This is a genomic window from Chrysosporum bergii ANA360D, from assembly GCF_029891735.1.
Taxonomy (GTDB): domain Bacteria; phylum Cyanobacteriota; class Cyanobacteriia; order Cyanobacteriales; family Nostocaceae; genus Umezakia; species Umezakia bergii.
Map to the genome: position 1 here is coordinate 41,359 of NZ_JANQDH010000051.1, position 22,192 is coordinate 63,550.

General features: G+C 41.0%; 19 protein-coding genes and 1 tRNA gene. 10 read left to right on the plus strand and 10 right to left on the minus strand.

Annotation, left to right across the window (positions count from 1 at the left end; genetic code table 11):
• Positions 1-244 precede the first annotated feature (244 nt).
• A complete protein-coding gene (locus NWP17_RS08305; protein ID WP_280654441.1) occupies positions 245-2,497 on the plus strand; it encodes a glycosyltransferase in 2,253 nt (750 codons plus the stop codon).
• A gap of 227 nt (positions 2,498-2,724) precedes the next feature.
• Here the strand turns inward: NWP17_RS08305 and NWP17_RS08310 are convergent, their stop codons facing one another.
• The 9 genes from NWP17_RS08310 to NWP17_RS08350 form a co-directional block, all read right to left on the minus strand.
• Positions 2,725-3,645, minus strand: a complete 921-nt coding sequence (locus NWP17_RS08310; protein WP_280654442.1) for an NAD(+) kinase — start codon at positions 3,643-3,645, stop codon at positions 2,725-2,727.
• Between the two features lie 6 nt (positions 3,646-3,651).
• Positions 3,652-3,957: an NADH-quinone oxidoreductase subunit NuoK gene (gene nuoK / locus NWP17_RS08315; protein WP_006199065.1), complete on the minus strand. Its 306-nt coding sequence runs from the start codon at positions 3,955-3,957 to the stop codon at positions 3,652-3,654.
• A gap of 45 nt (positions 3,958-4,002) precedes the next feature.
• The gene (locus NWP17_RS08320) at positions 4,003-4,617 is read right to left on the minus strand and encodes an NADH-quinone oxidoreductase subunit J (protein WP_280654443.1); all 615 of its coding nucleotides are present in this window, start codon (positions 4,615-4,617) and stop codon (positions 4,003-4,005) included.
• Positions 4,618-4,706: 89 nt separating this feature from the next.
• Entirely contained in the window at positions 4,707-5,300 is a 594-nt protein-coding gene (gene ndhI / locus NWP17_RS08325; protein WP_280654444.1) for an NAD(P)H-quinone oxidoreductase subunit I, read from the minus strand.
• A gap of 70 nt (positions 5,301-5,370) precedes the next feature.
• Entirely contained in the window at positions 5,371-6,489 is a 1,119-nt protein-coding gene (gene nuoH / locus NWP17_RS08330) for an NADH-quinone oxidoreductase subunit NuoH (protein WP_280654445.1), read from the minus strand.
• A 328-nt stretch (positions 6,490-6,817) separates the two neighbouring features.
• Positions 6,818-7,954: a citrate synthase gene (locus NWP17_RS08335; RefSeq protein ID WP_280654446.1), complete on the minus strand. Its 1,137-nt coding sequence runs from the start codon at positions 7,952-7,954 to the stop codon at positions 6,818-6,820.
• Between the two features lie 111 nt (positions 7,955-8,065).
• Positions 8,066-8,560, minus strand: a complete 495-nt coding sequence (gene sixA / locus NWP17_RS08340) for a phosphohistidine phosphatase SixA (RefSeq protein WP_280654447.1) — start codon at positions 8,558-8,560, stop codon at positions 8,066-8,068.
• A gap of 151 nt (positions 8,561-8,711) precedes the next feature.
• On the minus strand, positions 8,712-9,983 hold the full coding sequence (locus tag NWP17_RS08345) for a DHH family phosphoesterase (RefSeq protein WP_280654493.1): 1,272 nt from the start codon (positions 9,981-9,983) through the stop codon (positions 8,712-8,714).
• A 598-nt stretch (positions 9,984-10,581) separates the two neighbouring features.
• On the minus strand, positions 10,582-11,079 hold the full coding sequence (locus NWP17_RS08350) for an HNH endonuclease (RefSeq protein WP_280654448.1): 498 nt from the start codon (positions 11,077-11,079) through the stop codon (positions 10,582-10,584).
• A gap of 414 nt (positions 11,080-11,493) precedes the next feature.
• On the opposite strand from NWP17_RS08350, the gene alr reads away from it, so the two are divergent.
• The 7 genes from alr to NWP17_RS08385 all read left to right on the plus strand — a co-directional run bounded on the left by alr (position 11,494) and on the right by NWP17_RS08385 (position 20,060).
• The gene (gene alr / locus NWP17_RS08355; RefSeq protein WP_280654449.1) at positions 11,494-12,681 is read left to right on the plus strand and encodes an alanine racemase; all 1,188 of its coding nucleotides are present in this window, start codon (positions 11,494-11,496) and stop codon (positions 12,679-12,681) included.
• Positions 12,682-12,759: 78 nt separating this feature from the next.
• Positions 12,760-12,841, plus strand: a tRNA-Leu gene (locus NWP17_RS08360).
• 244 nt (positions 12,842-13,085) lie between these two features.
• On the plus strand, positions 13,086-14,060 hold the full coding sequence (locus NWP17_RS08365; protein ID WP_280654450.1) for a response regulator: 975 nt from the start codon (positions 13,086-13,088) through the stop codon (positions 14,058-14,060).
• A 43-nt stretch (positions 14,061-14,103) separates the two neighbouring features.
• Positions 14,104-14,481: a response regulator transcription factor gene (locus NWP17_RS08370; protein WP_280654451.1), complete on the plus strand. Its 378-nt coding sequence runs from the start codon at positions 14,104-14,106 to the stop codon at positions 14,479-14,481.
• A 12-nt stretch (positions 14,482-14,493) separates the two neighbouring features.
• The gene (locus NWP17_RS08375) at positions 14,494-14,991 is read left to right on the plus strand and encodes a chemotaxis protein CheW (RefSeq protein ID WP_280654452.1); all 498 of its coding nucleotides are present in this window, start codon (positions 14,494-14,496) and stop codon (positions 14,989-14,991) included.
• 29 nt (positions 14,992-15,020) lie between these two features.
• A complete protein-coding gene (locus NWP17_RS08380) occupies positions 15,021-17,273 on the plus strand; it encodes a methyl-accepting chemotaxis protein (RefSeq protein WP_280654453.1) in 2,253 nt (750 codons plus the stop codon).
• Positions 17,274-17,291: 18 nt separating this feature from the next.
• On the plus strand, positions 17,292-20,060 hold the full coding sequence (locus NWP17_RS08385; protein ID WP_280654454.1) for a hybrid sensor histidine kinase/response regulator: 2,769 nt from the start codon (positions 17,292-17,294) through the stop codon (positions 20,058-20,060).
• A 140-nt stretch (positions 20,061-20,200) separates the two neighbouring features.
• Here the strand turns inward: NWP17_RS08385 and NWP17_RS08390 are convergent, their stop codons facing one another.
• Positions 20,201-20,485: a DUF427 domain-containing protein gene (locus NWP17_RS08390; RefSeq protein WP_280654455.1), complete on the minus strand. Its 285-nt coding sequence runs from the start codon at positions 20,483-20,485 to the stop codon at positions 20,201-20,203.
• 153 nt (positions 20,486-20,638) lie between these two features.
• Here NWP17_RS08390 and dapB point away from each other — a divergent pair, with 153 nt between their 5' ends.
• Together dapB and NWP17_RS08400 are read left to right on the plus strand one after the other, a co-directional pair.
• Complete coding sequence (dapB, locus tag NWP17_RS08395) at positions 20,639-21,475, plus strand: 4-hydroxy-tetrahydrodipicolinate reductase (RefSeq protein WP_280654456.1); 837 nt, start codon at positions 20,639-20,641, stop codon at positions 21,473-21,475.
• An 18-nt stretch (positions 21,476-21,493) separates the two neighbouring features.
• On the plus strand, positions 21,494-22,183 hold the full coding sequence (locus tag NWP17_RS08400; protein WP_280654457.1) for a phosphate ABC transporter permease: 690 nt from the start codon (positions 21,494-21,496) through the stop codon (positions 22,181-22,183).
• The last annotated feature ends 9 nt before the right edge of the window (positions 22,184-22,192 follow it).

Consider the following 22,192-nt stretch of genomic DNA (forward strand, 5'->3'; position numbering starts at 1 on the left):
ATTTAGTTTATTTAAAAGCAATTAAATTTATTATACAAATATAGCCTTTTTCAATCAGCGTGAGACACAAAGGTAAATGACCGTCTTGTAGCGCGAGCATCCTGCTTACTAAAAATGTACCTCACTTGGGCAAACTTCGCCATAAACGAAAGTGTTTACTGGCTAGTTGACCTTGTAATAATTATTTAAAATACGTCACAATAAGCAAAGAAAATTGTATGTATTTTTTGAGGAGATTTATCAAGTGCATAAGCGTGGAGTTCGCGTTTCTAAATTTCTTGGGCGAAACTTTCAACTTTGTGTTGCTCAGAGAATTTATAAGTCACAAGTCCCAACGCTGATTTTTTTGGGAATTATTGTTTTTTGCAGCATTGTAGTGGTAGGGTGGTTTGCAGGTCATGAGGACATTAGTAGAATTTTCGCTCAAATCCATATTTGGCAAGCCAACCCACCAATGTGGTTAGATGTACCAATGGTGGAGAGTAAATATTTGTTGTTCCCCACTTTCGGTTTATTATTTGGTGTGTTTTTGATTATGAAAGTGTCACCTCAACCCCGCAACTGGTCACGGCGTTTGGTTGTGGTGATTTTAACTATATTAACTTTACGGTATTTTCTCTGGCGATCGCACTCTACTTTGAATCTTGCAGATCCGTTAAATGGGGTATTTAGCCTCGGCTTATTTTTAGCAGAAGTATTAGTGCTACTCAATAGCACCATGCAGTTATTATTCATCTTCAACATCAAAGAGCGTCATCAGGAAGCAGATATCAAATCTGTTGCTGTAATTGATGGCAGGTTTAATCCCTCTGTGGATATCTTAATACCAACTTATAACGAACCTGTTTTTATTTTGCGCCGCACTATTATCGGTTGTCAAGCTCTCGACTATGCTAATAAGAAAATTTATCTCTTAGATGACACTAAGCGACCAGAAATGAAATCCTTAGCTAAAGAATTAGGATGTGAATATATAACCCGACCTGATAATAGTCATGCTAAAGCTGGGAATTTGAATCATGCCATTGCCAAAACTAACGGAGAATTAATAGTAGTTTTTGATGCCGATTTTGTCCCAACTAAAAATTTTTTAACTCGTACCGTTGGCTTTTTTCAAGATGCAAAAGTTGCCCTGGTACAAACTCCCCAATACTTTTATAATGCTGACCCCATAGCCCGTAACCTGGGTTTAGAAAACATTCTCACCCATGAGTCAGAAGTATTTCATAGACAAGTTCAAACTGGCCGAGATGCTTCAGGTAGTGCAATTTGTTCTGGTACTTCTTTTGTAGTTAAAAGGAGTACTTTAGAGGAAAGTGGAGGTTTTGTCGTTGAATCTTTGAGTGAAGATTATTTTACAGGAATTCGCTTATGTGGTCAAGGACACTGCCTAATTTATTTGAATGAAAAATTAAGTGCTGGTTTAGCAGCCGAGAATATTGCAGCTTATGCGATTCAAAGATTAAGGTGGGAACAAGGTACACTGCAAGGATTATTTATTAAATCTAATCCTTTCACACTTCCTGGAATATCAATGTTTCTAAGATTAGCCTATTTTGCTGGCTTGTTATATTGGTGTAGTAATATTTCCCGCGTCTGTTTTCTACTGATGCCATTGGCATATGTATTTTTAAATGTAATTCCTCTGCAAGCCAATCTAGCAGAATTAACATATTTTTTACTACCTTACTATTTGGTCAATTTTGCAGTTTTTTCTTGGTTAAGTTATCGTTCAAATTCAGCATTATTAGCTGATATTTACGCATTAATCATCTGTTTTCCCTTAGCAATTAATTTTATAAAAGTAATGCTAAAACCTTTTGCTAAAGGATTTCAAGTTACACCCAAGGGTATACAGAAAAACCACTACACTTTTAATTTTAACTTAGCCCTACCTTTGATAATTCTGTTTATTGCTACAGCCGTTAGTTTATGGCTAATTATCACTGTGCCAGAAACTACACAACAAATCAAAGGTATAAGTTTAGCTTGGCTGTGGAGTGTTTATAATTTAGTGATGATTGGTGTTACACTGTTAGCTTTGCTAGATGCACCCAAAGCGGATATGTATGAATGGTTTGATTTGCGGCGAGTGGTGCAATTAAGAATTGGTGAACAAATGTATTGGGGTGTTACCACAATGATTTCAGAACTAGGTGTAGAAATTGCTTTAACTCAAAAGCCACATTTCCAATTACTAATAAATCAGCAAATAAATATAGAAATTGTCGAGGAAAACCTACAGCTAAGTGGAGAAATTGTTGGTACTGGATTTAGCGATGATTTTCAAACATATAGAGTGCGGTTTACATCAGTCAGTTTGAGTCAGCATCGCCGTCTTATAGAAATGTTATTCTGTCGTCCAGGACAATGGAAAAATGAGAACACACCAGGGGAGTTAAAGTCATTGTTTCTATTATTAAAAGTCTTGTTAAAACCGCCAATTTTATTTAATAAAAAAGTAGACGTAACTCCCATGTCAGTTGCCAAGTTTTAAAACGCGGTCACATTTTGCCAGGTTTTAGAAAATATAGCATTTGTTAAACACGTGAGATACAAATGTAAATAATCAAAGTATTGTAGTGCGAACATCTTGTTACCCTACGGATCTCCCTCAGTAGTCTGAGAAAGTTTATAGAGATAACTGTTGAAAAACCCCCGAATATATCCGGGGGCTAGTGTATGACAACTTAAAACAAAAGCGCTTAGTACAAACCTCATCCATCAATTACGGTGATTATTACTGTAGCGAACCCTTGTACCTGCCCAAAGCAGCTTTTCTCGCAGTGTCTGATAATATGAATTGTTCTCGCGTAAAATAATAAATTTCGCCCGACAATCAGCCATTCGCACATTAACGTGATGTCCAGGCCAAATTGAGGTAGATAACACCCCATCCATCCACAATTTTGTACTTAGGTCATAGTCTCCCAAAGGCCAGATGCTGACCACAGAACCAGGAGGTAAAACTAGGGGACGACTAGATAGACTCATGGGACAAATGGGAGTGATGGTAATGGCCTCCATAGCATCGTGGATAATGGGTCCATTGGCGGAAACGGTGTAACCAGTAGAACCAGTGGGAGTGGAAATAATCAAACCATCCCCCACATATTGGTCAACTACCTCACCATCAATTTCCATTTCCAGAATAGAAGTGATCATGCGGTCAGCAGAAGCGGGTTTAACACAAAATTCATTTAAAGCCAGGAAACACTCAGTCACAGGTTGTAAATTCGTGCGATGACCCTCATAAACTGCGGCTTTTAACATCATCCGCCTCTGGATAGCATAGCGATCCTCAAATAGCCGATCCCAAATTTTCTCTGTATCTTGAAACTCATCCACTGACTCGGTTAAAAAACCCAGATGACCTCCAACATTCACGCCCAAAATGGGTATACCGGCTGGAGCTAAATGTCTAGCACTGGTTAGAACAGTGCCATCACCACCGAGTACCAAAGCTAAATCAATTGGTTGACTAGCAGAAGCCAAAAACACCGGGTAGGGGTTATCTTTCGGACCACTAGGTCCCATTAACACCTGACACTGGCGATTTTCTAGTTGTTCAGCACAGAGTTCTGCCCAGCGTTTACTCTGGGAATCTCGTGCTTTATAAGCAATGATGATCTGCTTGAGTTGCACGCAAAATTACCACTTCAGGAGATTAAACTGCTCCATATCAACAGTATCACGGTTGCGATAAATGGCCAGCACAATGGCTAAACCAACCGCTGCCTCAGCAGCAGCCACAGTAATCACAAACACGGTGAATACCTGACCCTTAATTAAAGTTGAATCCAGAAAGTTGGAAAATGCCATTAAATTCAGATTAACAGCATTGAGCAGTAACTCAATTGACATCAACACCCGCACGGCGTTACGACTGGTAATTAGGCCATAAATGCCAATACAAAATAAAGCTGCTGCTAGTAATAAAAAGTACTGAAGTTGCATGGATTCTTGTATCCCTTACCAAAAAAATGGCTTTTTACTCTTGGTTTACTCTGTGGTTTCCTTGCCTGCCGATACCAATTCTCTAGGGCGTTCTGGCAAGGTTAAAACTGTTTGTGGCAGTTCTGATGGTGTGGGTTGGTCAGGCAAATACTCGCGACGGGCCAAAATGATTGCCCCCACCATTGCTATCAGTAACAATATAGAAGCGAGTTCAAAAGGTAGTAAAAAGTCTGTGAAGAAATGTTGACCAATTACAACTATAGAACTTTCCCCACCCGCAGGACCGGGTGTTGAATATGCCCAAGGAGTCCCCAATACCATGGTACTCAACAAGGCAAATAATCCTACACTGACTACCCCTGTGAGTACTTTACGCAGTCCAGCACTGGGAAATGGTACAAAATCTTGGCGTTTGTTCACTAACATAATGGCAAATAAAATCAGCACGTTAACTGCACCAACATAAATTAGTACCTGTGCTGCTGCCACAAAGTCACCATTAAGTAACAGGTAAAACCCCGCCATGCTGATAAACACGCCCCCCAGCATAAAGGCAGAATAGACGACGTTAGAAAACAGCACTACGCCTAAAGCTGCCCCAACCATCATCACGCCTAGTATGCCTAACGAAACAAACTGTACTCCTTCGGCTAAATTCACTTTTTCCGATCCTTTTTGATTTCCAATATAACGATTACCCACCAGCAGAGCCAAGGCGAAGGAAAAATATAATTTTCCGCATCAGGGCTTTAGCTGCTGGTTGTTTCTGTTTGTTCTACCAGGTCTTCTGGACGAGAACCAGCACGAGGTGCATCAGTTGGTAGGTCGTGGGGGTCCATTACACCCTTGGGTAAATAAGCTAGTTCCCGCAGTGGTGTAACCATGGGGTCGTTTGTGACTTTATAAGGCAGACGACCTAAAGCTACGTTGTCATAGTTCAATTCATGGCGATCATAAGTAGATAGCTCATATTCTTCGGTCATGGATAGACAGTTAGTGGGGCAATATTCCACACAGTTACCACAGAAAATACAAACCCCAAAGTCAATACTGTAGTGCTTGAGCTTTTTCTTTTTACTGACTTTTTCAAATTCCCAGTCCACTACAGGCAGATTAATGGGACAAACCCTAACACAGACTTCACAAGCGATACATTTATCAAACTCAAAGTGAATCCTGCCGCGAAATCTTTCCCCAGGAATCAGTTTTTCGTAAGGATACTGTACCGTAACTGGGCGACGCTGCATATGGTCGAAAGTTACAGCTAACCCTTGACCAATGTAACGTCCGGCTTGTACTGCTTCTTTGGCGTAATCACCAACTTGTTTGAGGAACTTGAGCATTTTTAGTGTTTCTCTCTCTTTTTAATTCTGAACTTAAGGTTTTAGATGACATCTAAAACCTTAAATTGATTTATCCGCCAAAAGCGACGGGAAAGGCAAGTTTCAGGGCTGCGGTGACGAGAAGATTAACCAAAGCAATTGGTAACAAAAACTTCCATCCTAAGTCTAGCAATTGGTCAATCCGTACCCGTGGTACTGTCCAACGTATCAATATGGCGATAAATACCAGCACATAGGCTTTGATGAGGGTCATGACAATACCCAAAGAGGCAGTTGCTACCTGTAACACTGGATTAAATTCACTGACTCCCAACCAATTAGCTATGACATTAACGGGAATGGGAAAGTCCCAGCCACCCAGATATAAAACCGCTACTAACAGAGCAGAAAGCACTAGGTTGACATAGGAACTGAGGTAAAATAAGGCGAATTTCATGCCGGAGTATTCGGTTTGATAACCAGCAACAATTTCTTCTTCTGCTTCTGGTAAGTCAAAGGGCAAGCGTTCGCATTCTGCCAGGGCTGCTATCCAAAAAATTAGTAACCCCACTGGTTGCCGCCAAATGTTCCAGCCGAGGATACCATAACCTGATTGCTGGTTAACAATATCAATGGTGCTGAGACTGTTAGACATCATGACCACTGCCAACACGCTCAAGGATAAAGGAATTTCGTAGCTAATGGACTGGGCAGCAGCCCGCAAGCCCCCTATGAGGGAGTATTTATTATTGGATGCGTAACCAGCCATTAACAACCCAATGGGGGCAATGCTAGAAAAGGCAATCCACAAGAAGATTCCCATGCCCACGTTGGTAATCACAATATTTTGTCCAAAGGGGACAATCAAATAGGACAAAAATACTGGTAGTACTACTAAAATGGGTCCGATGGTAAATAGCCAAGGGTCTGCTTTAGCTGGTACTACATCTTCTTTGAAGATCAGCTTGATGCCATCGGCCACTGGGGCTAGTAAGCCAAAGGGTCCAATAAATTCTGGGCCGATGCGCTGCTGTGCTGATGCGGAAATCTTCCGTTCTAGCCAAACACAGACTAGTACCCCCACTGTTGCGCCAATGAGCATTAGTATCATTGGCAAGGGCATCCAAATGGCTTTGGCTACCCCTGCTGGTATCCCTAAATCCATGACGGATTTAATAAACGTTCCTTGGAGGTCAATTCCTGAATTCATGTTTACGCTGTTTAACTCCAGTGAAGTATGAAGTGTGAAGTTATGAAGTATAAAATTTCAGCCTTCATCCTTCATCCTTTTGTGCTTTGATGAAGATGCTTGATTGATTACTAGTTCCCATGCCTAGTATATCCTTCTATCGCCGGAGTGGCGTAGCCATTGGTGATTAGCCCCGGCTATACAAGGATTTGTGCCAGACATAAACCGCTGAATCAACTGTTATCTCCCGACCCCCTGACAAAGCAATGGCAAGCTTCCGTTCACCTACTGGCAACGGTTATCTACTTTGAGCGGTGGTGGTGGGTTTGGGTGACAATCAAACCGCTAGTTAACGTTGATCAATGGGGATATAAGTAACTTCATGCTTGCCGTTATAAATCTGGGTTGGTCGGAAGATGCGGTTTTCTGCCAGTTGTTCCTTCCAGTGAGCTAACCAACCTGCGACACGGGCGATGGCAAATATTGGTGTAAACAAGTCTGTAGGAATCCCCATTTTTCTGTAGACCAAACCAGAATAAAAGTCTACATTGGGATAAATGCCTTTACCAGCCAGTTTTTCTGCTACCACTTTTTCCATTTCTACGGCAATGTCATAGTACTTATCATGCCCAAACTTGGCAAATAATTTTTCTGCCAGGTTTTGTAGGACTGTGGCTCGTGGATCTTTCACTTTATAGACACGATGCCCAAAGCCCATGATCTTGGCTTTGCGTTCCAGTAGTTCTTCTACATAGGGGCGCACATTTTCAACTGTGCCAATTTGTTCCAACATCTGAATCACTTCTTCGTTAGCTCCGCCGTGCAGTGGCCCTCCTAAGGTTCCTACGGCACTAGCAACTACAGCATAAGGGTCAGTTAAGGTTGAAGCTGTTACCCTAGCACTGAAGGTCGAGGCGTTCATTGTATGCTCGACGTGAAGAATTAAGCAGATGTCAAAAATTTTTGCTGCTAAAGGATCTGGTTCTTTCTCGTTGAGCATATAGAGAAAGTTGGCGGCATAATCTAAGTCATCCCTAGGCTTTACGGGGTCATTACCTTTTCGCATTAACTGAAATGCCGCTACCATTGTGGGAATGGTTGCTAACAAGCGCACTACAGCATCCCGAATGTAGACTGGGTTGTGTAGATCCCGGCGGGAATAAAACAGGCCTAAAGCAGCAGCAGAGGCTTGTAGAGCATCCATGGGGTGACCGCTTTCGGGAAAGCATTTCATCATGTCCCGAATCCGATATTTTATCCGCCTATGGTAGCGAATCTCATTCTCAAACCCTTGCAATTGTTCTTTAGTTGGCAGTTCACCCCAGATTAAGAGATAAGCAGTTTCCAGAAAGGAACTTTTTTCTGCTAGTTCCTCAACCCGGATGCCACGATATTCTAGAATCCCTTTTTGCCCATCAACATGACTAATACTCGATTGGGCTGCGGGAATGCCTTCTAAACCAGGCTTGTATTCGCACACCATCATGGCAACACCATTTGCTTTTTGAAATATCTGATGACGCTAACTTACCAGAAATTATTGTCGCGATAACAGTGGCCGACATGACAATATTTCTTTTTTAATGTTGAAAAGCTGTTACAGCAGGTACTTGGGGGGGGTCAACCAAAACATTTGACTGCGACCCACAGGTGAACCTCTTTCTGGTAGTTTTATTCCAATCATACCTGTTTTTTTCAAGACTAAACTGTTTTTGACTTCACCCCACAGCAGGATTTCTGCCCAGTTGCTCAGACAAGGTTCATGTCCTACTAGGGCAATTTGGGTTTTTTGGGGATAATTTTTAGCTGCTAACCATTCTTCTAGCCAACGGTGGATATGACCAGTAGGGGCAAGATGGTCAGATTCTTCCCATTTGCTACTAAGTTTATTTGCTACCAGAATTTCAGCTGTTTGTCTCGCCCTGACTAAGGGACTGGTGAGGATTATATCAAACTCCAAACCCAGTTTTTTAATTTTCTCGGCAACTTTCTCGGCTTTTTGCCGCCCTTCTTTTGTGAGCGATCGCTGTTCATCTTTGATGTCTGGTTGCTTTTCTTCAGCGATACCGTGACGAATTAAATATAATTCCATAGGTTTTCTGTAATATCAGTCCCTTTTTTATTTAAAAATTTACAGCTAAAAAGCTTATTTCTTAGCTTTCAGCTGAATTTATGGGTAGGGGTCTTGCAATGTTATGTTTTTGCTTCCCTAACGGAGATTTTTCTGGCGGCAAATACTGGGCTTATTCAGACTGAATTGGGTTGTCCTTGGGATTAACTAACTTGAGTAGCTTTTGCTTGATTTGAGAATCATATACTTCCCATTTCATTTTTGCATAGGCGGAATTTTCGTTACTACCGGATAAGAAACCCATGGGAATTTCAAAACCGCCTGCTCCTGTACGTCCACCACCAAAAAATCGCCCGGTGCTGTCTTGCCCAAAGGCTTCTTTAATAAACTCATCGGGGTCAAGGGTGAGTTTAGCAGTTCTCAGGGAACCAATCACCACCTCTAACTCCTCTTCGTCGTGAACAATGCCGTAAACTACTGCGGTGTGTACGTTTTCCTCTGTGACCAGAAAATCAGCTGCTTGGGGAATAGCATCCCGATCTTCGTAGCGAAGATAACCAACGCCAGCAATGGAAAAGTTATTCTGTACGATGCGGTTTTTGAGCGATCGCTCGATCACGTCCATCACTCGCTTAGAACGATTTGCCTGTAAAATGGCGTTGAGCAGTTGAGCATCATAAAATCGGCTCAGATAAGCTGCGGCCATAAAATCTTCTTCTTGGGCTTGCATCAGCCGATTGGTATCTGATCGCAAGCCGTGCATCAAAGCAGTGGCACATTTGACGTGTTGAGCGATGCCGCTATCTAAGGTTAGTAAACCTGATTGCAGATATTGAGTAACAATTGTTGATGTTGCTCGTACATGAGGACGAACATCAATAAATTCTGATTTGTATTCGCCTTGTAAGCTGTGATGGTCAATGACTGCAATTAACGGAATTCCCGCTTGTTGCACTGCTGTGAGTAGTTGACTTGTAGTTCCTTGGTTATCAATTAAAATGCAGCCTTGATAAGATGACAAGTCTTTGCTTTTCAGGATTTGGGATGTCCAGCGCTGGGCTGGTAATCCAGTCAGTTTAACTAGGGCAATATTTTCTTGATGACTCAGGGTACCAGCATAAATAATTTCGCATTTTATATCATATTGCTCAACTATTAACTGGTAAGCCCAAGCGCAAGAAAGGGCATCAGGGTCAGGGAAATCTTGTAGAATTACTAAGTGACGCTCGTTTCGGTGTGCTAAAAGCGTCTTTTGCAGTTCCTCAGACTTTTGAAAAGCTAAGGCATTTCCTCTTTGACCTAAATATTTTCTATTTTTTCCTTCGCCATGGGATGATGGTAAGGGTGAACTGGTAAGTGAAATTTCAACATCAGCATCCTCTCGGCTAGGTTCTGTGGTTAATAAAAAACCATTTGATTGCTTTGAGGCAGAATTCAATTGTATAGGGGACATCTTGATAAGAGCGAGCCTCCATTGATTTGTTAAGAACTACTACAACCAACACTCTACTGTTTTAGATACACATTCTGATCTTCGCAAAAATCTAGGATTGTTGGCATACTGATCTGGCTCTATTTTTTGTAACTTAAATTTGCCAGCAATTTGCTAAAATTTACCAAATTACACCAATAAACCTGAATATAAGTAATAATAGCTGTAAATAAGACTTTAAAATCAACTTGCTCCCCATTTTCAACGGTGGAGACAGTAAAGTATATTCCTGATTTTATTTACAAATTTTGTGCTATGATGTTTACTTTGTGCGTCGTCTCGATATATATTATTATTTAATATGATTGATTGATGTCCATGGGAGCAGATGCGACAAAAAGTAGTCCCTGCTCTGTAAGGGACTGGTTGCCTTGGACTAAACCAACCTAGACCATCTGTGAAAACCTCTGGCTGATGCAGGGCTATTTACACAGGACAATCTAACACCTACAACAGGTGACAATTCTTTGAGGTTTTGAAAATTTGGGACTAAAGTCGCTATCGACTTATCCCCACGTCTGAAGCCAGGGTCTTGGGTCTCGTTTTATGGTCAGAGACCAATTACATATTTTTGCCACTCGTTGTGTAGTCCGCTCTTGAGATGTTTACTCACCTCGAAATAAAGACTACTGTAAGGCCGCCTGGGAGGATGACGTAAAGGCATATGAGCCTCGTATGGTGTGCGGTTACCTTTTTTCACATTGCAACGGACGCAAGCTGTAACAATGTTTTCCCAGGTATCGCCACCGCCGCGCGATCGCGGTATTACGTGGTCTAATGTCAATTCATCCCCGGTGTAGCCGCAGTATTGACAAGAGTGACTGTCACGGTGCAGGATATTTCGGCGAGTGAGAGGAATTTCCTTGTACGGGACACGTACATAGTGACGCAAACGAATTACAGTCGGCAAGGGAAAATCTGATGATAAGAATCTCCCGTTGTGTTCAATGCGTTCTGCTTTGCCTTTCAGCAACAGAATCACAGCGCGACGCCAGCTCGTGATGTTGAGCGGTTCGTAAGAGGCATTAAGGACTAAGACCTTCCCCATTGGTTAGCGCTCGAGGTATTAGTTTTACATATATTAACACAAAAATATTCTTCTTGGAAGATGAGAAGAAATGATACTTCCCAAATAATTTAAAAATCAATATGAGTTACGGGAGATGATTCCTGGAAAATCCTCACAGTAGCAAGAGTTAAGCTAACTTTCCAAACGACAAAAGTAAATAGGCTCAAAGTGGCTATAGCCCCTCGGTGGTAAACAGAATTTTTAACCCCATAACCCAGAATAATGCCTAATACTGCCAAATTGGCAGTATTAGCCCAACTAATTTAAAGATCAGCAACTCTCGCACATCAGTATCTTGTGTTAATTCCATGTTCAAAGGTAAACTTCCTGATTATCTCTGATGTTGCTTATCTAAAGTGAATGCCCAAGAGTGGTGTGAGAGGAGTAGAAAAAATGTTAAATCGCCAACAAAACCCTAGTTTTACCGATGAACAGGAGTGTAATACTTACGCTTGGTTATCCCAACGGGCTTGGGTGGAAATTGATTTAGGGGCTTTATCTCACAATGTCGGGCAGTTGGTGCAGTTTTTGTCCCCAGGTACTCAGTTAATGGCAGTGGTAAAAGCCGATGCCTATGGACATGGATCTGTCACAGTTGCTCAAACAGCACTACAATCAGGAGCTAGTTGGTTGGGAGTGGCTACGGTTCCAGAGGGTATTCAATTAAGGGAAGCTGGAATCAAAGCTCCAATTTTGATTTTAGGTGCAACTAACACACCAGAACAAATTCAGGCGATCGCTCACTGGAATTTACAGGCGACTTTGTGCAGTCCGAAACAAGCCTTGATTTTTTCCAATACTTTAGAAACCATTAATTATACTTCACCTCTACCTGTACACATTAAATTAGACACGGGAATGTCCAGGTTAGGAACTAACTGGCAAGAAGCTGTTGAATTTGTCCAGTTAATTCAAAACTTACCTCACCTTGATATTGCCAGTATTTATTCCCATCTAGCAACAGCAGATCATCCCGACACCACAGTCATGCAAGAACAGCAGAGACGATTTGACCAGGCCATCGCCCAAGTCAAAGCAATGGGGATCAATCCACGTTGCTTGCATTTGGCTAACTCAGCAGCGACTCTCACCAATCCTGCTTTACATTACGACATTGTGCGGGTGGGTTTAGCTATCTACGGACTGTATCCTGCGCCTCATTTACAAAATGTAATTAACCTCAAGCCTGTGTTACAGCTAAGAGCGCGAATTACTCACGTTAAAACAATAGCTGCAGGTACTGGGGTTAGTTACGGTCACAAATTTATCGCCCCCCACGAACTCCGCCTGGCAGTGGTGGGCATCGGTTACGCTGATGGAGTTTCCCGTGGTCTTTCCCAAAAAATCCAAGTGTTAATTCGCGGACAACGCGTGCCGCAAATTGGCACAATTACTATGGATCAATTAATGCTGGATGTCAGTGCTATTCCGGATTTACAAGAAGGGGAAGTAGTCACACTCCTCGGCACACAAGGAACACAAACCATCTCACCAGAGGATTGGGCGGGAACATTAAACACTATTTCTTGGGAAATTCTCTGCGGGTTTAAGCATCGTTTACCTCGTGTAGCCGTGATGTAGGGGAAGGGGACATGGGGAAAATTATTTTCCCATGTCTATTGCCATAAAATATTTTGTATGCTATTGTGAGTTATTAATGCGGATGTGGCGGAATTGGCAGACGCGCTAGATTTAGGTTCTAGTTCCGACAGGAGTGAAGGTTCAAGTCCTTTCATCCGCACTTGTAAAAATGTGATGGCTAATCCGGTAAATATATTTAACGGTATTAGTATAAGTGAGTAAGTTAAAGTTAAATTAATAATTGATGAGGTTTAATCGTGGTCGAAACTTGGTTTTGATCCGATTTAACCATAGATACCGTTGTGTAAATTTTGTATTTGCTAATACACACAGCTATTAATTAAAATGAATTGGGAACAGTGGCACGGCTACTGTACAAATTGAGGTGAAGAAATAAAAGCAACATGAGTACCACTCCTCTAAGTGGTTACTGGTTACCCCAGAAACTACATCCCTTGTCCCTACTGGTGCAACTAAGTAGCCGCCATGCTACTGGCTGCTTACGTGTATTTACAAAAACAGCTTCTTGGTCTATTAATATAGAGGATGGTAGACTGACTTACGCCTCTTGTTCTCATAGACTCTTTGACCGTCTTGATCATCATTTACAGCGATTGAGTCAAGAAGTCCCTACGCTTAACAGCGCCACTCGTGTGCAAATGCGACTGATGTTTGAAGCAAAGGATGAACATCAGTCGATGCCATATGCAGATTACCAAGGTATTTGCTGGTTAGTTAATGAGAAACATATCACATCTAGTCAAGCAGAAACCTTGATATGTGAATTAGCGAAAGAAGTTTTACAAACTTTTCTACCCTTAAAAGAGGGAAACTATGAGTTTTCTGCTGAGAGTTCCTGGGAGGAGTTACCCAAGTTTTGTTATTTAGACTTGCGGTCACTGGCTGAATATTGTCAAAAGCAGTTACGAAGTCGGCAAAATACCCAGTCAGGTCAAAAATTTACTCCAGCCGTCAATAAAAATCAACAAAATTATCAGCCCAGCGTTCAAAAAAATCTATATACCATTGCTTGTATTGATGATAGTCAGACTGTCTTAGATGCTATCAAACTTTTTTTGGATGGTAATACATTTTCAGTGGTGACCATCAATGATCCTGTTAAGGCTTTAATGCAAATTATGCGTAGTAAACCAGACCTGGTTTTGCTGGATGTGGAAATGCCTAATTTAGATGGCTATGAATTGTGTTCCCTCTTAAGGAGGCATTCAGATTTTAAAAAAACTCCCATTATTATGGTGACTGGTAGAACGGGATTTATCGACAGAGCAAAAGCAAAAATGGTGAGATCATCAGGGTACCTGACCAAACCTTTTACACAACCTGAGTTGTTGAAGATGGTGTTTAAATACCTTGATTAATTTAGTCTTGTCTGGTATAACGTTTTTTTGAGGAGTTGGAACGATGAGTGTTATCTTGGTTGGCAAAATTTTGATTGTAGAAGATTCACCCAGCGAATTAGAACTGATGAGCTATTACCTCAAAGATAGTGGTTGCGATGTCATTAAAGCTAGCAGTGCAAAAGAAGCTTTAGAAAAAGTTGTATCAGAACAGCCAGATGCAATTGTTACCGATGTGGTCATGCCGGGAATGAGTGGATTTGAGTTGTGCCGTTCACTGAAAAAAAATCCCACAACTCAAAAATTACCAATAGTTATCTGCAGTTCCAAAAATCAAGAAATTGATAAGTTCTGGGCAATGAAACAAGGTGCAGATGTTTACCTAACTAAGCCATATACAAGGGAACAGCTGTTGGGTGCTATTAAATCAGTGGTGCTTTAAAGTAATATACCAATGAAGAATTATAAGATTTTGGTTGATAAACAAGCAAGTAAAAATAACTGGGAAAACAGCTATCTCAAGTTTGAACTAAATCAACAAACTCCTGCTATTATGCCCATAAATTACACCCAGGAAGCGGTAAGTTTAGCAGTTGAGTCGGTAACTTCGATGCCCAATATGCCGCCTTGTATACTAGGGTTAATGAATTGGCGGAGTCATATAATTTGGGCGGTTGATCTACCAAGAATGCTTAATTTAGAATCTTTAGACGGTAGATTAAGGCAATATAATATCATTGTGATTGAGGTAGAATCACTGATGTTAGGGTTGGTTGTTCACGAGATTAAAGGTATAACTAAATTTATGTCTGATGATATTCGGTCTCCATGGGGACAAGTAGCATCTAGTTTAGTACCTTATTTAAGTGGGTGTGTTGTCAAGGAGGAAGAAATATTGCTGGTTTTAGATGCAAAGTGTCTGGCGTTTTCCCCTGTTCTTCGCAATAATTAGATGCTAGGAAAAATCAAATAAAATTAAATATGTTTAATGGTGATAAAAAGGCTAAATCTGGTCAGAGTAAAAAGGAAACATCTTTTATTTTACGTGGAAAAGTTACTAAAATTAAGGTAGAGTTACTAGGTAATAATCAGAAGCAAACAGCTAACAATTATCATGGTGATTATGTGGTGGGATATATTCAACGGTTAAGTTTAAGTAAAAAAATGGCAATATTAGCGATCGCCATCACGATTTTACCAACCCTAGCTATGGGGGCGATCGCCTACGGTTTAGCTCATAAATCAATGACTAAACAAATTAATCAATCTCATCAAGCAACTGCTACCAAATTAACAGAACAAATTAACCGCTTGATATTGGGGGGATATAAAGATGTTCAAATCATCTCCCAATCACCATTTTTTACCAATACCTTAGTTAAGACGAATACAACTATTGCCGATCAGCAGTCATTTTTAGATAATTTTGTCAAGACTCACAAAGCTTATGACAGCATTGCCATTTTTGATAATGGACAGAAATTGATTGTCAAATCCACAGGCACACCTGTAAATAACCATAGTAAAATAGCTGCACTAATTAAAGAAACTCGACAAAAAGATACTCCTGTCATTAGTCAGCCAGAAAAAGCAGCAATTAATATCACAGCACCTGTTAAAGATGCAGTGACAGGTCAAACCATAGCTGTGGTCATAGCTACTATGCCTTTAAAGTACTTGACAGAGGCGACTAAGAACTATAGCAGTAGTGGCAGTCAATATTATTTGCTTGATAGTTCCGGCCAAGTTTTCCTGAGTTCAGAAACAGAATTGTTAGATGGAGGATATCCGGATTTAGGTAAATTAATACCAGCAAAGCAATTTGATGCTTTCACCAAAATTGAGAAAATTAATCATAATCTACGCCTGATTAGCTATGTTCCATCTGGGAAAATACAAGGCTTACCTGATCTCAACTGGCAATTAGTTTTAACTACGGACACAGCAATTGCGTTTACACCTGAAAAACAACTCTGGCAAACAATAACCATAGTGACTGTAATATTAGCATTGGTTGCAGCTGCGATGGCAGTTTGGTTAGCCAAGGCTATTACACAACCAATTTTAAATGTGGGGTTGGCTTTATCAAAGCTTGCTGAGGGTGAACTTGATACCCGTTGGCACACTTCCAGACAAGATGAGTTTAAAGTTATAAGTAATAAATTTAATCAAATAGCCGCCCAATTACAGGTTTTAACTGAACAGCAAGCACTCAAGAATATTGGAGAAAAAGACTCTGACGAAACATTGCAAAAGCAACTTACAGAACTACTCAATCAAGTAGAAACGGCTGCCAATGGTGACTTGACGGTGCGTGCTGAAGTGACATCTGGGGTAATTGGTACGGTAGCCGACTTTTTTAATTCCATAGTAGAAGGCCTCAGAGATATTGTCACCCAAGTTAAAGAAACTGCTACCGAAGTAAACACAGCAATTGGTGATAATGAATCAGCAATTAGCCAATTAGCAGAAGATGCAGTCACCCAAGCTGCTGAAATCAACCGTACCCTAGATGCTGTTGACCAAATGACTAATTTTATCAAAAGCATAGCGGAAAACGCCCAAGAAGCTGCAATTATTGCCAATAATGCAGCCCACACTGCCACCAAGACCGGAGAAGCTATGGATTTGACAGTGCAAAATATTCTTGGTTTGCGGGAAACCGTCGGTGATACAGCTAAGAAAGTCAAACGCCTAGGAGAATCTTCTCAACAAATTTCTCGTGTAGTGTCCTTAATTAACCAAATCGCCACCCAAACCAACTTACTGGCCATCAACGCCAGTATTGAAGCAGCCCGGGCTGGTGAAGAAGGACAAGGTTTTGCTGTAGTTGCGGAAGAAGTAGGTGAATTAGCGATCCGTAGTGCTTCTGCTACTCAAGAAATTGAGCAAATTGTCGCCAATATTCAACGAGAAACCAATACAGTGGTTCTGGCTATGGAAGTAGGTAATTCCCAAGTTATGGAAGGTACTCAGATTGTCGAAGAAGCGAAGCAAAGCCTGAGTCAAATTTTGGAGGTATCCCGAAAAATAGATTTTTTACTACAGTCTATTTCCACTGCAACCGCATCTCAGTTACAAACATCCCAAGCTGTTAGTGAATTGATGCAAGATATCGGCGCTATTGCACAACGTACCAGCGAATCTTCTCATGTAGTTTCTAAATCTCTCCATCAAACTGTGGAGATTTCCCAGCAGTTACAAAAAACCATCACAACTTTTAAGGTCAGTTAAGACTCAATCATAAAAACTATGTGGAAAAACAAAGAATTGGAAATCCAGATGCAATTTCTGGAGGAAGCAAGAGACTATTTGAATATCCTAGAAACAGTCTTGCTACAAATCGACAGCAGTAACCGCATTGATATAGATAGAATTAACGCTGCACTGCGGGCGGCTCATTCTATCAAAGGCGGGGCTGGTATGATGGGATTTGCCACTCTCAGTGATTTAGCCCACCGTCTCGAAGACTGTTTGAAAGTGTTAAAAACCCTGAGAAATTCAGGAAATATTGACACAGAATTACCAAGTTTACTACTTTCAGGAATTGACTGCTTGCGGCAGATAGTAGAGTTACTATCACAAAGCAATGAGATAGAAGAAGAGTGGTTAAATAGCTTTTGTTATCCAGTATTTGACCAACTACGCCGGCGCTTGGGTGAACCCACCCCTGAAGATGCTAACACCATGTTATCGCCAGAAGAGGGGCAAGATATTATCCTTTTGCTGTTTGAAACTGAAGTGGAAGGATGTTTGCAGCGTCTAGAGTCTGTATTGACAGATAGTCCCCAGCCGGGTTTACAAGCACAAGTAGCCACTATGGCGGCTGAATTGGGCGGTTTAGGAGAAATGCTGCAATTGTCGGCTTTTACCAGTCTTTGTCAGTCCATAGGGTATCACATAGCCACGGTTACCAGCGATCGCCTTCCCGAAATTGCCCAGTTAGCATTACAATCATGGCGGCGATCGCAGGCTTTGATATTAACAAATCAACGGGACAGTTTACCCACACAACTTGAGCTAAATACAGTCATCAATGATACAGCAAATCAACGATTGATTGAGGAGGAAAGTACAGTATTTTATCCAGAAATTACGACCACCAATGAACGGGAAAATTATGACAATACTGTGCGCGTTCCCAGTAAAAAACTGGAGGAAATTAACGACTTATTCGGGGAACTGACTATCCAGCGCAATGGGTTAAATTCTCAACTGGAAAAATTACGTAAACTAGCGCGTAACCTCAATGAGAGGGTGCAAAGACTTGACGGAGAAAACCACGAATTACGTACGGCATTTGCTAAATTTAGCAAGATCACAAACTTACAATTTATAGGAGATAATCATCAAGATAATACAGGAGAAGTTGATCACAAAATCAACCTGCGATCGCAGGAAGTTATGGAAACTATAGTCCAAGTGCAAGAAGTGGCGACAGATATTCAATTAAGTATAGACGATACAGACCAAATAGGGCGTAAACTAAATAAGATATCTAAACAACTACAAACAAAACTTACTCACATTCGCATGCGTCCATTATCTGATATATTGGATCGCTTTCCTCGGGCTTTGCGGGACTTAAATCTGGCGTATGGAAAAAATGTTCATTTGCAAGTTTCCGGGGAAAATACATTAATTGAACGCAGTATTTTAGCAGCTTTAAATGAGTCTCTCATGCACTTATTAAGAAATGCCTTTGATCATGGTATTGAAGACCCTACTACTCGCCGTCAACTAGGTAAACCAGAACAAGGGTTAGTTGAAATTACAGCTTCTCAACGCGACAATCACACCATCATTACTATGCGTGATGATGGTAGGGGTATTTCTTTACAAAAAATTCGCTCTCGTGCCTTAGCTATGGGTTTAGATGCTACTTTAGTTAATAATGCCAGCGATGAAGACCTATTATCACTAATTTTTGAACCAGGCTTTACTACCTCCGAGCAAATAACCGCTTTATCTGGTCGCGGTGTGGGTATGGATGTAGTGCGTAGTAACCTAAAATCAATTAGGGGAGATGTTGCAGTTAACAGTGAGTTAGGGGTTGGTACTACCTTTACTTTATCACTACCGTTTACACTCTCCGTAGGGCGAGTTCTGTTAGTAGAAAGCAATAAAATGTTATTGGCATTTCCTACAGAAGTAATTGAGGAAATATTTTTACTATCCAAGGAGCAAATATCCTCAATAGCAGATAGAGAAGTGATTAATTGGCAAAATACCACTATACCATTAATTCCTCTCGGTCGTTACTTTCAGTTTAATTGCCCGCGCTACGACAACTCAGAACTAGAAACTCCCCCGGTCATAAATGTTAGCAGTGTTTTAATAGTTAAAGGCAATAATCAATTAGTCGCCATCCAACTAGACCGTTGCTGGGGTGAACAAGAAGTAGCTATCCGCCCAGTGGAGGGTAATATACCTCTACCGCCAGGTTTTAGTAACTGCACAATTCTAGGTGACGGTCGGGTTTTAGCATTAGTTAACACCAACGACTTATTATATTGGATTGCTACCAATCAAAGCACTCCCAAACATCAGCAATTACCATCAGTTCGTTTAAAAACCCCCTTTCTGTTGTTTGATAACACAAAACTCTCACCCACGCCGAATCATCATAAAAGCACAATTTTAATCGTTGATGATTCAATTAATGTGCGCCGCTTCTTAGCCCTGACCTTGGAAAAAGGAGGGTATCAAGTAGAACAAGCCAAAGATGGTCAAGATGCCTTAGAAAAACTAGAAAGTGGCTTAAAAGTTGCAGCTGTGATTTGTGATATTGAAATGCCTCGCCTTGATGGTTACGGCTTCTTGGGTCGCATCAACTCCAGCTTGGATCTGAAGCATATCCCAGTTGTGATGCTCACTTCTCGTAGTGGTAATAAACATCGACAATTAGCAATGCAGTTAGGAGCGCGGGCATATTTTTCTAAACCCTACAACGAGCAGGAATTATTGCAAGCTGTGGGGGAAATTATTAGTAACCTTACGAAAACAGCAACATCTGATTAAAAATTTAAATAATTAGGACTTACCCAACTGGAAATTTACTAGTATTATTTAGCATAAATCATGTAACTAGATTTATATTTCATGTCTGACTTACCCAAGTTTGGGTAAGTCACGGTGTTTTTACTCATTGTGAGTAAAAACTAAGCCTCTATTTTTACACCTTTCCAAAAAGCGACATAGCCTTCTATATTTTTAGCTTTTTCCTTAGCACTGGGATAGTACCATGCAGCATCTTGGTTGGTTTGTCCATTAACGTTGATGGTATAGTAACTAGCAACACCTTTCCAAGGGCAAGTAGTGTGGGTGTTACTTTCTTGGAAGTATTCCTGTTTGATAGTATCAGATGGGAAATAATGGTTCCCTTCTACCACAACTGTGTTGTCGCTTTCGGCTAACACAGTGTCATTCCAAATAGCTTTGGGCATAACTGACGGGAGCAAATACACTTTACACTTAACATTTTGACACTCAACCGGCTCAAACAACAGTAATTCTCAAAAATTGCAGCCACAAGAAAAAATTACCAACTACCAATTACAAAACTCTCTACAATTGCTATATAAAGTGTTTCTCGAACTATGACGAATCAAGCTCCTATCCCTGTTATTGTTAACGGTGCTGCTGGCAAAATGGGCCGCGAAGTGATTAAAGCCGTAACCCAAGCACGAGACTTAAAATTAGTGGGTGCAATTGACATCAGCCCAGAATATCAAGATCAAGATGCTGGAGAATTGGCGGGTTTAAGCGAACCCTTAGAAGTGCCGATTACTAACCAATTAGAAGCCCTGCTGGGTTATGTCGCTGGTGATAGACAGTCTCCTCCAGGGGTAATGGTAGACTTTACCCACCCGGATGGAGTTTATGACAATATTCGTAGTGCGATCGCTTATGGTATTCGTCCAGTGGTAGGTACTACAGGCTTAAGTCCAGAACAAATCAATGACTTAGCAGATTTTGCCGAAAAAGCCAGTACGGGTTGTCTCATTATTCCCAACTTCTCCATTGGCATGGTACTGTTACAACAGGCCGCAGTCACAGCTTCCCAATATTTCGACTATGTAGAAATTATTGAACTCCATCACAACCAAAAAGCTGATGCTCCCAGTGGCACTGCTATTCAAACTGCACAATTACTAGGAGAAATGGGTAAAGCTTTTAATAGTCCCATTGTTAAGGAGACAGAAAAATTACCAGGTGCTAGGGGGAGTTTAGCAGAAGAAGGTATTAGAATTCATAGTGTGCGTCTGCCGGGACTGATAGCCCATCAAGAGGTGATTTTTGGCGCACCCGGTCAAGTTTATACATTAAGACATGATACAAGCGATCGCTCCTGTTATATGCCAGGAGTGCTGCTGGCAATTCGCCAAGTCTCTCAGCTAAAGTCGTTAGTGTACGGATTAGACAAAATACTTTAAATAACAAACTCACCACTTATGTTAGTCCCTCTAACTCGAAAAAAATTTGAGCAACTCATTCCCCTGATTGCCACTGGCTCACAATACCAGTACTACGCGGGGAAATTTGCAAATTTTTTGCAGCGACTCTTAATTTCTGTAATTGCCATAGCTGTAATTCTTTTAGGGGAAGTCCTGCTCAAGTTAGAATTTGGCCCCATTACATTTTTCATTGGGGTAATGGGTGCCTTTTTTTGGCTGTGGTATCCCGTATTTCAGGCAAGTATACGTAACGCAAAATGCCGACGTTATAAATACAGTGGCTTTTTTCGGGGTCGAATTTTAGATTGGTGGATCACAGACAAATTGGTCGGCAAACAAGAAACAGTTAACAGCAAAGGTGAGTTAGTCATTGTTGAAAATCGAGAAAACCGGATTAATTTAGAGATTGGTGACAGTACAGGATTTGCCCTGGAGTTACAAGCACCACTACGTAATGCTCACAAAGTTATTGCTCGCGGTCAAGTTGCAGAAATGATTGTTATGTCCAACCGTCCTGATTTGAGCATTATTGAAGAGTTCAGTGATGTATACATCCCCAGCCATGACTTGTGGGTGAATGACTATCCTTATCTAAGAAGGGACTTCTTTAATGAAGTTAGTCGCCGTTTGCGTAGAAAGCAACCAGAAAGACCAATCCGTCGCCGCCGAAGAATAGAAGAGGACTAAAAAAAATTA